Origin of the sequence: Blautia parvula, assembly GCF_020215665.1 — a bacterium.
GTDB classification, from domain to species: domain Bacteria; phylum Bacillota; class Clostridia; order Lachnospirales; family Lachnospiraceae; genus Blautia; species Blautia celeris.
Genome location: NZ_CP084061.1, coordinates 2,695,557 through 2,709,519, shown reverse-complemented (window position 1 = coordinate 2,709,519; position 13,963 = coordinate 2,695,557). Strand labels below are relative to the sequence as shown.

10 protein-coding genes are annotated in these 13,963 nt (G+C 45.0%); all 10 read left to right on the top strand.

The window, feature by feature from the left end:
* The first annotated feature begins 100 nt into the window (after positions 1 to 100).
* The 10 genes from LC508_RS12705 (at position 101) to LC508_RS12660 (ending at position 13,925) form a co-directional block, all read left to right on the top strand.
* Entirely contained in the window at positions 101 to 985 is an 885-nt protein-coding gene (locus LC508_RS12705) for a carbohydrate ABC transporter permease (RefSeq protein ID WP_033139383.1), read from the top strand.
* A gap of 25 nt (positions 986 to 1,010) precedes the next feature.
* On the top strand, positions 1,011 to 1,841 hold the full coding sequence (locus tag LC508_RS12700; RefSeq protein ID WP_103731123.1) for a carbohydrate ABC transporter permease: 831 nt from the start codon (positions 1,011 to 1,013) through the stop codon (positions 1,839 to 1,841).
* A gap of 18 nt (positions 1,842 to 1,859) precedes the next feature.
* The gene (locus LC508_RS12695; protein WP_103731124.1) at positions 1,860 to 3,344 is read left to right on the top strand and encodes a glycoside hydrolase family 32 protein; all 1,485 of its coding nucleotides are present in this window, start codon (positions 1,860 to 1,862) and stop codon (positions 3,342 to 3,344) included.
* Between the two features lie 59 nt (positions 3,345 to 3,403).
* Positions 3,404 to 4,762 carry a NosD domain-containing protein gene (locus LC508_RS12690; RefSeq protein ID WP_103731125.1) on the top strand — a complete coding sequence of 453 codons (1,359 nt, stop codon included), beginning with the start codon at positions 3,404 to 3,406 and terminating at the stop codon, positions 4,760 to 4,762.
* A 105-nt stretch (positions 4,763 to 4,867) separates the two neighbouring features.
* Complete coding sequence (locus LC508_RS12685; protein ID WP_103731126.1) at positions 4,868 to 7,342, top strand: GH39 family glycosyl hydrolase; 2,475 nt, start codon at positions 4,868 to 4,870, stop codon at positions 7,340 to 7,342.
* A gap of 243 nt (positions 7,343 to 7,585) precedes the next feature.
* Positions 7,586 to 8,494 (top strand): alpha/beta hydrolase, encoded by a 909-nt coding sequence (locus tag LC508_RS12680; RefSeq protein WP_054352228.1) that lies wholly within the window; start codon positions 7,586 to 7,588, stop codon positions 8,492 to 8,494.
* A gap of 148 nt (positions 8,495 to 8,642) precedes the next feature.
* Positions 8,643 to 9,998 (top strand): MFS transporter, encoded by a 1,356-nt coding sequence (locus LC508_RS12675; RefSeq protein ID WP_033139388.1) that lies wholly within the window; start codon positions 8,643 to 8,645, stop codon positions 9,996 to 9,998.
* 308 nt (positions 9,999 to 10,306) lie between these two features.
* Complete coding sequence (locus LC508_RS12670) at positions 10,307 to 11,284, top strand: LacI family DNA-binding transcriptional regulator (protein ID WP_103731127.1); 978 nt, start codon at positions 10,307 to 10,309, stop codon at positions 11,282 to 11,284.
* A 78-nt stretch (positions 11,285 to 11,362) separates the two neighbouring features.
* Positions 11,363 to 12,364 (top strand): LacI family DNA-binding transcriptional regulator, encoded by a 1,002-nt coding sequence (locus tag LC508_RS12665; protein WP_103731128.1) that lies wholly within the window; start codon positions 11,363 to 11,365, stop codon positions 12,362 to 12,364.
* A gap of 229 nt (positions 12,365 to 12,593) precedes the next feature.
* Positions 12,594 to 13,925 (top strand): ABC transporter substrate-binding protein, encoded by a 1,332-nt coding sequence (locus tag LC508_RS12660; RefSeq protein ID WP_103731129.1) that lies wholly within the window; start codon positions 12,594 to 12,596, stop codon positions 13,923 to 13,925.
* The last annotated feature ends 38 nt before the right edge of the window (positions 13,926 to 13,963 follow it).

Below are 13,963 nucleotides of genomic sequence, written 5' to 3'. Positions count from 1 at the left end.
CAGATAAAGTGAGCAGCAGAGGGGAATCCCGCGAAGCGTGTTGCTGGGCACGGAGTGAACAGCGATTTTTCCCCTCTGTTTATAGAAGGTGGTAAATAGAATGAGATTGATTTCAAGAAAAACATTATTACTATTTTTTCTGCCGGGTGCGGTATTTATGGGGGCATTTCTCATATATCCAATCATTACAATGGTAGCCGACAGTTTCTTTCAAATCGGAATCACAGGTGAGAAGACATTTATCGGTTTGGAAAACTATATACGTGCATTTACCGCCGGCGGATTTTTAAAACAATTAAAGAATACTTTGATATATATTGCAGTGGCTGTAAGTTTTGAGACGGCAATCGGTTTATTATTCGCATTATTCTTTGAATTGAACTATAAAGGAAGTAAAGTGATACGATCCTTCATGATGGCACCCCTCATGATCGCGCCTTTAGTAGCCGGTCTTACATGGAAATTGATGATGAGTTCCAGTTTCGGAATTGTCAATGAACTATTGGCTAAAATTGGGATTTTGTCAAGCAGCAGTGACATTCTGTGGCTTGCGGATGAAAGGTGGTCGTTAGCTGCATGCTGTATCGCTGATATTTGGCTCACTACACCGTTTATGATGCTGATGATATTGGCCGGGCTGCAGGGCCTGGATTCCAGTATGCTGGAGGCCGCGAAAATTGACGGGGCAGGTATGCTGCAGCAGGTCTTTGCCATAAAGCTTCCTGTGATCAAACCGGTTTTACTGACAGCATTGTCCGTAAGGATCATTGACGCGGCCAGAACCTTTGATATTATCTGGGCAATGACGGAGGGAGGTCCGAACAGCTCATCGGAAACACTCAGTATTATTATATACAAGACATTGACGCGCTATAATGATGTGGGGTATGCCAGCGCAATGGCAGTGGTATTTATTGCAGTATTAGTAATATTTACGCTGGTATTTATGCAGAGTCTGTGGAATCCGAAGAAAAAGAACTGTTAGCTGAGTGGATAGGAGGCGAAAAAAGGTGAAATTTAAAGGTGAGGTCGGGAAGAAGCTGGGAATCAGTCTGTCAGTGGTTTTAACTGTATTCTGGCTTTTCCCTTACATATATGTAATTTGTTGTTCTTTCAAGCCGGGATCAGAAGTGATCGCAGTTCCGCCGAGTTTTTTCCCAAAAGTGTTCTCGGTTGAAAATTTTGGGGGACTGTTTGAAAGAATGGATGCACTCGGATTTCTGTTCAACAGTTTGAGTGCTTCCTTGATAAGTACAGTGATCGCGTTGATATTGGGATCTCTTGCAGCGTATGCAATACAGCGCTCAGGTGCCAAATTATCGATCATACTGGTGGTTTTGGTTTTATGCCTGAAGATGATACCTACTTCAAGTATTGTAGTGCCGATTTATGAATTGATCTGTAATCTTGGCCTGTATGATACCAAAATTGCCTTGATCATTGTTTACGCAGCCATCAATATGCCGTTTGTCATGTGGACCATGTTAAGTTTTTATGAGGGAATTCCCACGACACTGGACGAGGCAGCATTCGTAGACGGGGCAGGCAGCTTCCAAACATTTTTGAAGGTTATTCTGCCGATCTGTAAACCCGGTTTGGCAACAGCGTTTATATTTACCCTGTTCCTTGCATGGAATGATTTCCTTGTGGCATTATTGCTGACCAGTACCGGTGCAAAGACATTTACGGTTGGACTGGCCGGATTTTTGTCGGCATACAATTTGGATCTGGGGCCAATGTGTGCAGGAGCTTTTTTGTTTAGTTTTCCGGTGATGATCATTTCCCTTGCGGCTCAAAAATATATTGTGCAGGGAATGACAGCAGGAGCTTTAAAAGGTTAAGGAGTACGGAGGAGGCTTATGAGTAAAGAAATATTGAAGCTGAATATTGAAAAGGCTCAGATGGAGACAGACAGAAAAAAGGAAGATGTTAAGAATGGCGTGATGCGTCAGCGCTATCATTTTATGCCGCAGACAGGGTGGCTGAATGATCCCAATGGATTGATTTATTTCAGGGGAAAATACCATTTCTTTTTTCAGCACAATCCCTATAGTGGTTTCTGGGACAGTATGCATTGGGGGCATGCCATCAGCGAGGATATGCTCCATTGGGAGTATCTGCCGCCGGCACTGGCACCCAGTGAAGTGTATGACGATCATCCAAAAGGCGGATGTTTTTCCGGAAGTGCGATAGAACATGACAATAAACTTTTCCTCATGTACACCGGAACAGCCAATAAGGGAAGAGGTTATGAGCAGACACAGTGTATCGCATACAGTGAGGATGGAATCCATTTTGAGAAATATGAAGGGAACCCGGTGCTGACAGCGCCGGAAGGGATTTTGCCGGATATGTTTCGTGACCCGAAGGTATGGAAGCACGAGGACATGTATTATATGGTATGCGGCGCAAGCCGTGAAAACAGGGGCTTGGCACTTCTCTACCGTTCCGGGGATATGCTCCACTGGAAGTTCTTCCAGGTTCTGGCGGAAAGCCGTGGGGAATGGGGATACATGTGGGAATGCCCGGATTTTTATCCGATAGGCGATAAATATGTTCTGACCTTTTCACCTATGGGGGCAGGCGACCATACTGCCGTGTATCTGGTGGGGGATTTTGATTATAAGACAGGAAGGTTTTATCCTCATGTGAGCGGTGAAATCAACTGGGGATTTGATTATTATGCACCGCAGTCATTTCCGGTACCGGATGGAAGAAGGATCATGGCAGGATGGTCAAATGAATGGGAATGGATGCCATTATGGAAGGACTGGGGGCCAACCTACAGGGAAGGCTGGTGCGGCTTTTTTAACATCCCTCTGGAGGTACGTTTGATGGAAGACAGCACGTTACAGTTTCTGCCAATCGAGGAAATAAAAGCTTTGAGGCAGAACCCGGAATATCTGGACAGTCTTGTGATCACGGAAGAGGAGACAGAACTGAGAGCCGGAGACGGTGTGGCTTTTGAACTGAAGCTGAAGATTGATCTTGAGAATACAGATGCGGATAAACTGGAGCTGCTTTTGCGCTGCGGAGAAGGAAAAAAGACGGTATGTCTGTTTGATCTTGAGAATGCGGAAATGAGTGTAGATCGTGAGAAAGCAGATGGATGGAGCAGAGGTATTTCGAGAAGCGTTATGTATCTGAAGGGAAAAAGGGAGCTGGACGTCCATATTCTGTCAGACCGGAGTTCACTTGAAATTTTCACAGATAATTACCGGAATAACCATTCTAATAATATTTTTGCGGGAGAGACGCAGAATCAGTTGAAAATCCGGGCGATTGGCGGGAGTGCGGTGATCAAAGAGATTGAGACATACGGAATAAAGGATTGTTATTGTTAGAACGGATGGAAGCATTATTGTCAGGCCGGGCGGCGTTAAATATATAGGAGGATTTATGTATGGCAGGTAAAAATTACTATGATGTTACGGAATGGAACGTCGGAGATCCCTATAAAGATATAGGAGAAGTGATCAACAGCATGTTGGCGGATATTAAAAGCAGACAGACAGATTCCAATGTGGAGGAGGGCGGAAAACCGGGGGCTGTCATCTACATTCCGTCAGGGGATTATCATCTTCGTACGCAGGTGGTGATTGATATCAGTTATTTGAAAATCATGGGTGCCGGACATGGTTTTGTATCTTCAAGCATTCGTTATAATCTTCCAAAGAGTGAATGGGAGGATCTGCATGAAGTGTGGCCGGGAGGCAGCCGCATACTAGTTGACCTTTCTCCGAAGGACGCAGATGGTGAGGCGGCAGGAGCCGCCTTTTATGTGGAACGGAGCGGAAATCCCAGGATCAGCTCTGTGGAATTTGAAAATTTCTGTATTGACGGATTACACTTTGCGGACGACGGTTCAGGAAAAAATGATCCGGAAAATACATATGTGAATGGCAAAACAGGCATTTATGTTGCCAGTGCACAGGATTCCTTCCGGATCACAGGCATGGGCTTTGTATATTTAGAGCATGGGGTTATTATTTACCATGCAGACGCATTGTCAGTCCATGATAATTTTATAGCTGAATGCGGAAACTGTATCGAACTGCGCGGCTGGGGACAGGCATCTAAGATAACTGATAACCTGATGGGAGCCGGGTACAGGGGATATTCTGTTTTTGCGCAGAATTTCGGAGGACTTTTGATCACTTCAAATAATATTTTTCCGAGAGGTACAAGCTGTGTCCATTTCGATAAGGTTGCCCGCTCTGTTATCACAGGCAACAGATTTCATTCCTTTTATCCGGGGGCACTGGTATTTGAAGGGAACTGTTCGGAAAACACGGTCTCTTCCAACCACTTTTTACGTGATCATGAACCATGGGCGCCTATGCTTAAAAATGACAATGGCTTAGATGACAGGTATGGCCTTCTGCGCATCAGCGGCAATCATAATTCGGTGATCGCCAACCATATTTCAGAAACGATCCATAGGCAGTCTATCAAGCCGGCCGGCGCAAAACCTGTGATCATACATGTTGTCTCGGGCAAGGGAAATTATATATCTGATAATCATATCGTTGCCACAACGGAGGCAGCAGATGCACAGACCGGGGCATCGGATTCCTGCTTTTCTGCACAGGTGGATGCTCTTACTGCTACGGATAAACTGGCGGTGCTTGATGTGACAACTGTTCTGGTGGCAAAAGAATCCTTTCAAAATACTATACTGGATTCAGGAAGTGAGGAGCAGGTTGTCCTTGACAGGCGTGTGAATGCTTTTAGGGCTACGCCGGTGCCTGGGGGAGTGTGACCGGGGACAGGACAAATGGTCCTTTCTGTGATATCGCCTACAATCTGAAAAAGAATTCGACAGATACCTTTTTTATCGGTATAATTAAAAAAGGGGTGATTTCACATGGATGAAATTCGTTTTGAATTTGACTGCGACACATCCGTTCCGCATTTTCATGGGGAGCTGGAAATACTTTATGTGCTGACCGGCCGGTGTGCTGTGATGACGGCAAAAAACAATTATCTTTTGAGCAGTGAGGACTTTGCTGTATATAACCCGTATGAACACCATGAGATTTATCGCGAAGCGGGTGCGCATACTGTTTCGGCATATATTTCGCTGCCGATTTTACAGCAGGCAAATTTAGGACGTGTTAAATGCTGCAGTAAATTGCAGCCGGATCAAGCCGATTATCTTTCCATGATTCGCATGAACCTGGCGGTGGTGTTCAAAGAGGTTACCGATTCGCCTGATCTGCGCCGGCTGCAGATCTTAAGTCACCTTTTCGGACTGCTGGCTATCCTGAAATCACAGTTTGAGTTACCGGAGTCATACGAACTGCACCCGACACAGGAAATAGAACGAATACAGAAAGTCCTGATCTATATCGGACAGCATTTTTCAGAGGAATTGAGTTTACAGACGGTTTCGGATCTGGTGCATCTCTCCAAAAGCCAGTTGTCCCGTGATTTTCATAAAATACTGCGCATCTCATTTTCAGATTATCTGCGTCAGCTGCGCTTAAATAAAGCAGAGTATCTTTTGCGCACGAAACGGCAGAGCGTGACGGACATTGCATTGGAATGCGGTTTCTCCAATACCAACACCTTTATATTGAACTTTCGGCAGCAATACCACATTACGCCCGGAAACTATCGCCGATGTTATGAAAAACAGGCATCCCCGCAGCCGCAGGAGGGAATCGCCGCTATTTCCGGTACACTGTCTTATATGAATCTTTTAAAATATGCGGCAAAAGAAGAAGCAGTGCTGCCGTTAAACAAACGCAGCACTCTGCCAACCCGTATTGAAATTGATGCCCGGGAAAATCTTGGTAAATTGCAGCTTCATCACAACGATTCCACGTCACTTGGCTGGGCAGAACAGCTCTTGCACGAGGAGGTCCGTGATGCAGTCCGCGATTCTGTGAAAACAATCGGCTTTCAGAGTGTATTGTTTTTCGGGATTTTTGACGATTCTCTGGACTTTTATCATGAGGACAAAAACGGCAGGCCATGGCTGAGTTTTACCTATATTGATTTAATTCTGGATTTTTTGGTGGATCTTAATATTACCCTGCAGATCCAACTGGGTTATACCCCAAAACTTTTGACCAAAGATCGTCAGCATGTTTTTGGGAATTCTTGTATTGGGCTTCCGGATAATCTGGAAAAGTGGAAATTTTTAGTGAGTGGTTTTTTAGAGCATCTTGTTTACCGTTATGGAATAGAGTTGGTTTCGCTGTGGAGTTTCACACCGGAACAGCTCCTGTTTGTACAGTATGGTGTTTTCTCCTTGGAGGACTATCTTTATTATTACGAAACCACCTGGAAGATATTGCAGAAGCAGCTACCGGGGGCCATGTGGAAGGCACGTGTGTTCGATATTGATTTTTTATCTGTGGATGGATTTGACATTCTTTATCGCTTTTTAGACTACTGCAGACAAAAGAGCTGCCTTCCCACCCAGCTGAGTGTACAGAGTTTCTGCATGGATCATGCCAAATATGACCGTGCCGTCACCGAGAATCGTATTCAGGCAAAGATGGACCAACAGCCGGGGGAGCCGGCGCCGATCAGTGCTGATGAAAGTGTACTGCAGCACCGTCTGCAGAAACTCCGTTCTTGTCTGGATGAGTATGGGTATTCGGATCTGCCGATCTCTGTTTTCGGTTGGAATACCACATTGTGGCAGAATGATTTGGGGAATGATACCTGTTTTAAGGCAGCCGCAGTAGTGAAGCACTGCCTGGAGAGCCGCAATCTGGTCACTGCAATGGCAATGGCACATTTGACAGATAACTCGGAACGCCGTGTCATGAACTCTAATCCCTATCATGGCGGTTATGGTATTTTAAACTATTACGGGATACCAAAGGCGGCCTATTATGCCATGATGTTTCTGACGCTTTTAAAGAACAACGGCGATATAATTCTTGCTGAGGGGGACGGATATATAGTTACTCGTTCCGGGGAGGGCAGGAAACTGCAGATTCTGCTGTACCATTACTGCCACTATGATGAACAAAATCATCTGACGGAATGGATTCCGCTGGAGGAACAGCGAACAATCGACCGCTATATGGGATTTGTGCAGAAAGGAACTCGCAGCTTTGCCATTCATCTGCAAAACATGATCCCAGGCAATTATTTGAAACGCAGCTTTTCCGTAAACCGTGAGCATGGGAGCAGTTATGACCAATGGATGACAATGGGCGCGCCGGATTTGCAGAACCGTACACAAAAGCTGTATCTGACGAAGATCAGTACCTATGGCGCTCTTTATGAAAATGTCCTGATCGGAAAAAGCGGGAGCTTCAACCTGTCCACCGTACTGGATGAACATGAAGTGCGGCTGATATTGCTGGAAAAGCGTTAAGGAAAATAGCAAAGTGATTATTTAGTGGGAAATGCTGAAATGTTCGGCATTTCCCTTTTTGCTGTCAAAAATCACGATTTACAGCACAATAAATCACGATTTATTTCATGAAAAAAGATCTGTGAATGTCATTTTTAAAAAAAATGTGGGTGAAAAATGAATAAAACCTGCGGAGGAATCAAGAGAAAGCCGGGCAAAACGTATGATACAATTTGTAAAACAATAACTGAACGAGGTGATCTTATGGAAGTAAAAGAATGGACCTATGAAGAGTTTCCGGAATTTGCAGAAGAGGTGGAAGGAGCGGAAAGGATTCCGACCACCGGCGACGAAATCGGAGTTTTTTATCAACATGATGTGGAGTACGCGGAGATTGACGGTGAAAAACTGCATCTGCAGATTTTACGCCCGCTGACCCGAAACCGGCCGAACATGATCTGTCCATGCGTAGTGTTTGTACAGGGTTCCGCATGGTTTAAGCAGGACGTATATATACAGCTTCCGCGAGTGGCAAAGCTTGCGGAACGTGGTTATGTAGTGGCTGTGGTGGAATATCGTCATTCAGGCATTGCACCTTTCCCGGCACAAATTATGGATACCAGAAATGCCGTACGCTTTATGCGCGTACATGCGGAAGAATACGGGATCGATCCTGAAAAAATCGTTGTTGCAGGCGACTCTTCCGGTGGGCACACTGCCATGTTTGCCGGCATGATCCACGATGATGTGGAAAATAATCTCTTCCCGGGTATTTCTGCGGAGGTTAAGGGCATTCTGAATTTCTACGGAAGCTGCAGTGTCATGAAGGAAGATTCAAATCCAACCCAGCTTCTCCACTGTCAGCCGGACAGTCCGGAAGGTATGGTGATGGGGCATGTGGACCTGCGCGAAAGCGAGGAGCTGCGCCGCAGGCTTTCTGTGGAATGCAACATAGAGAAAGACAGTGTGATCCCGCCGACGATCATATTTCATGGTACAAAAGACCGTGTTGTAAACTGTGAAGGCAGCGTGATTCTTTATCGGCGCATGAAAGAATGCGGAAAGGATGTAAAGCTGTATTTGATAGAAGGAGCGGACCACAGCGGCAACGAATTCTGGATGGAACAGGTTCTGGACATCATGGAGGACTTCATCCAAAAGGCAGTGCGATAGTCAGAATACATCCAGACATTAAGAATCGCTTCACGATGGGCTGGATGTCTGTCTCCGGTACGTTTTCATACGGTCAGCGCAGTAAATGCACAGACCTGTCTGAACTGTTATACTGAGGGACCTATAAAAAGGAAAGAAGGATATTGAAATGGCTACAGAAATGAAAAAAATCAGCTTATTTGAAAAACTGATCTATGGATCCGGTGATGTGGGTCTGAATGCAATGTATACTTTGTTCAGCTCCTATGTTTTAATGTTCTATACGGACGTATTGATGATAAATGCTGCATTGATCGGTACCGTGATCATGATTTCAAAAATTTTCGACGGTATTTCTGATTTGATCGCAGGTCAGTTGATTGACAAACACAAAAATAAATACGGTCACTGTATTCCGGTTTTGATGAAATGGGCAATTCCGATGGTACTTTCCGTTATTCTGGTATTTACCGTGCCGGATGGAAGTGTAGGGCTTCGTGTTGCTTACATTTTTATAACTTACAACCTTTTTAACACGATATTATACACTTATGTCGGTATGGCCCATGGGTCGCTTGCATCGTATGTCACGAATGATTCCAAGGACCGTTCCCAGATGCTCATTTTTAAGATGATGTTTGCAGCCGCTACCCAGACCATCATGGCATCGGTTATGATTCCCATGGTGGAATACTTTGGCGGTCAGCAGATGCAGTCTGCATGGATCAAAGCCATCATGGTATTCGGTGTTATCGGTTTGATTCCGATTGCGCTGAACGTCTTTTTTGTGAAAGAGCGAGTGGAAAATGACGCTCCGGCAGAAAACATTTTGATTGGTGTGAAATGTGCAGTTGTTAATAAATACTGGTGGATGGCGTTTATTGTCAATTTGATGGCAAACTTTATCCTGACTTTCAACCTTTCGGTATCCTTGTACTATTTGAAGGACGTTGTTGGCAATATCGCTTTGATGGGCACGTTTGTTGCCTGTTCCAATCTTCCGGGTGTGATCATTTCAGCAGTTGCCCCGTTTCTGCTCAATAAATTTACGAAACAGCAGATGGTCATTTTTGGCGCAGGATGTATGCTTGCTGCACAAATTGCATTTATCTTCATGCCGTTTACGACGACCATGCTTTTCATCACCGCATTGCTTCGCGGTATCGGTATGGGCTTTGCGATGGGAATGGCAGGTGCTTTGATTGGTGATACCATCGATTACGGTGAATGGAAAACAGGAGTGCGCGTTCAGTCCGTTCTCTTCTCCGCAGCTTCAGTTGGGGCGAAAGTCGGCCAGGGTGCGCTGACCGCGGCATTCGGTTTCGTCCTCTCAGCTATCGCTTATGACGGTTCCCTGGCAGTTCAGACTGCAGGCACCATTTCCGGTATAGATGCATTCTTTAAATACGGTCCGCTGGTTGTTGCCATTATCCTTTTGATTGATATTCTTATGCTGGATGTTGAAAAGAAGAATCCGCAGTTTATCAGGGAAATTACAGAACGTAAAGCAGGTAAAAACGCCTAAACTTGTCTCGTAATGGTATATAGTTACATAATAGGTTGTGGTTTCCACGCGTCTTCTCTCCGTTACATGTTATAAGGTAATTATCACTAAATACTCGCGGCAGTTGCCCAGACAGCCAAGTTATTTAATAAATAATTTTTATGCTTAATTGAATGAGCAAGAAAATTCAAACAGCCTATTGGGATTCAGCTGGTTCTGGAAGAACTTATAATAGTTTGACATTACTAAAAAATGTATGATATTGTAAACATAGCCCGTGTTGTTAAATAGATGGAATGGGTATTAAAAAAGTCAAATAAGAGGTCAGCATGGCAAATATAAGAGATGTGGCGAGAGCTGCAGGCGTGGGGATCGGAACGGTATCCAGGGCGCTGAATGACAGCGGTTATGTGGAAGCCGGTAAAAAAGAGAAAATCAGGAGAATCGCAAAAGAGTTAAATTATAGACCCAGTGAGCTGTCACGTAGTTTTGTTCAGAAAAAGAGCGGACTGGTTGGGATTGTACTGCCGGATGTGTCCTTTCCGTTCTATGGGGCCTTTTTAAAGTATGCAGAACTGGAATTGAATCATATTGGTTATAAAACTTTAGTGTGCAATACGCTGGGAGTTCAGAAGAGAGTTTCGGATACGCTGGATTTGATTGAGGCGGGCAGTCTTGACGGCATGATCATCAATACAGATGTAACGCGAGAGGAAATCGAGAGAATGAAGGGCATGCCGGTAGTCAGTTTTGAGCGGGTGCTGGCAAAAGAAATACCCATGGTTGCCTCTGATCATATAAAGGGTGGTCAGATTGCGGCAAAGCTGCTGAAAGAAAACGGGTGCAAAAATGTTATGATCCTGGGGGCCAGGTTTGCCACAAAAGTACATGCGGAGAACAGGATTAAGGAGTGCAGACGGATACTGGAACAATCGGGAATACAGGTTACAGCTGTGGAGATCAACGGGGCATTTTTGTCCTATCCGTTTATTGAAGAGATGATAAGCCAGTATCTGGATATGTACAGCCGGATTGACGGTATTTTTACAGAGGATGTGGAAGCATACTGCTGTCTGATGCAGGCAAAAAAAAGAGGAATCTATGTGCCAAGGGATTTGAAGATTGTGGGGTATGACGGCAATGAAATGACGCGGATGATCGATCCGCAGGTAACTACCATAGCCCAGGATGTACCTCTTCTGGCACGCACCTGTGTGGAGGTTCTTGCGAAGAAGATCGCAAAAGAAAAAGTAGATGCCCACTATTATATTCCGGTGAAATTATTGCAGGGTGGAACTACTGTGTGATGTTCCATAAAAAATGTTTGCTTTGTCTTGCACTGTGGAACAAAATGTGGTACGCTAAAAATAAAAGGGTGGGAATATATGGCAAGCCTGAGAGAAGTAGCGGATGCTGCCGGAGTAGGACTGGGTACTGCTTCGAGAGCATTGAACGGGACAGGTTATGTGTCTGAAGAAAAAAAGAAAATGATACTGAAAGCGGCTGAAGAACTGCATTACAGGCAGAATATGTCAGTACCGGAGCCGGCAGAGCATCATGCAGGACTTGCAGCCAAAGGAAAAACAGGTATCGTTGGTCTTTCTGTACCGGATATGGAACAGCCGTTTTTTGCAGGTCTTTTAAAATATTTGGAGATAGAACTGCATAAATTGGGATACCATGTGATGATGTTTAATTCCCTGGGGGTATCCAATCGTGTGGAAGAAATTGTAGAAATGCTGGAACAGCATATCATAGACGGTGCCATACTCAATACTACGGAATCCGATATTCCGGGGATCGGGCGTGTGGGCAGCAGAATTGTGGCATATGAATGCAGGCCGGCAGAGGGGATGACCCAGGTATATTCAGACCACAGGCAGGGGGGACGGATGGCCGCGGAAGAGTTTTTAAGGTGCGGATGCAAAAAAGTTCTGCAGATATCTTCTGACAGCACATTTTATACGCCCTCCAGCGAGAGGCACAGGATATTGGAGGAAATCCTGAGTGCGGAAGGAACAGAGGTGATCACTGTGCGGCTTGCATGGACAAACATCCTGTCCTATGATTATTACCGTCGCAGTATAGAGGAATATCTTCGTCTGTATCCGGATGCAGACGGCGTGTTTGTGGAGGATATTTCTGCATATTTTGCACTGAAACATGCAGAGGAATCCGGGATATCCGTTCCCGAAAAACGGAAAATAGTCGGCTACGACGGACTGGATCTGACCAGGATCTGCCAGCCTGTTATAACTACGATCGTTCAGGATATTCCGGCAATCGCCAAAATAGCAGCAGGGGTTCTGGTTAAAAAAATAAACGGAGAATTTGTTGAACAGAATTATGTCATTCCGGTTTATTTTCAGAAAGGTGGAACAACATAAGGTGTTCCATAAACATATAGAAGTTTTAGACAGGCAGATGTGCATGGATTTATGCAAACTGCCTGTTTTTTTGCGCTTTATTTCAAATCAATTGACATTTTTTCCTGTATAGTGTATAAAAAGAGTATGAAAACAGTTCCACATAAAATATGGAACTGATGGAACGAAGGCCTTTGAAAAATCCGGATTCAGAGTATCGCCCATACAAATCAAAAAGGAGAAAATCAGTATGAAAAAAAGAAGTATTGCGTTATTTATGGCTATGATGCTGGGAACAACTGCACTGGGAGGCTGCGGAGATGCAGGAAATGATAAATCCCAGGAGAAGTCAGCCAAACAGTCAGAGGCATCAGGGGAACAGGTAGAGATTACATTTTATTCCACTCAGGCGGGTGTGGACAATGAGACGGTGGCGCTCCTGGATGAATTTACGAAAGAGAACCCGGACATTAAGGTGGAGTTCCTGCCCTGCGGTGATGACCAGCTTCAGGCATGGCTGGGATTATATGCAGCGAAGAAGGCGCCGACAGTGGCTCTTATGGATGTATCTGTGGTGACCCAGTACCATTCTTATTTCTATAATTTCAGTGAAAATGAGGTACCGTGGGTGGATGATATTGTCACAGGCAAAGAGTATTACACTGTGGATGGTTCTCTTTATGCCATACCGGCCAGTGTTCAGGGATTTGGCCTGATGTATAACAACCGTGTGCTGAAGGAGGTCTTCGGGGAAGATTTTGATATCCATTCTGTTGATACAAGGGATGAACTGGAGAAGATGCTTGACGATATCGATGCGTCAGGTAAGGCGGCCTCTACGATCACGCTGAATGCAGACTGGGCGCTGGCAGCTCATCTAGGTGCGCTCCTCTATTCAGGATATCAGGGAGATGAAACAGCCCAGATGGCATTTATTGACAGGCTTAAGAAAGGGGAAGCCTCTCTTGCAGATGATCAGGTCTACAATGATTTGATGGACACTCTGGATATTTTGTCAGAGCACAATATGAACAAAGCAGACCCGCTTCAGATCAATCAGGAAATGAACTGCGAAGCTTTTGCCACTGGAAAAGTTGCTACCTACTTCCAGGGAGACTGGAACTGGATGATGATGAGCGGTGTGGAGGGAAGAGATGAAGAGCTGGGAATGATTCCTTTGCCTATCAGCAACGATTCTGAACAAAATGTGGGACTTCCTATGTCTTCTCCGAAAGGTTACTGTATAGACGCTTCCCAGAATACCGAGGAACAGCAGGCAGCCGGGCTCAAACTGGTGGAATGGCTGTGCAACAGTGAAAAAGGACAGGATTTCATGGGAGTGACTATTGGTTCCACTCTTCCATTCAAAGATGTGAAGGTAGAAAATCCCAATGCCCTGGCAAAGTCCACACAGGAATATATGGAAAAAGGTGAGATCAAAGATATCCGAACCTTTACTGTAAATGTTCCAAGCGATTACTGGTATGTTGTTGGCCCCTATTTCCAGCAGTATGTGGCAGGTGAGCTTGACAGACAAGGACTTGCCAAAGAAATCGAGAGCTACTGGACGAGTTTGGAGTAACGATCATCCGGATAGAGGGAGAGGAAAGGAGAGGTTGG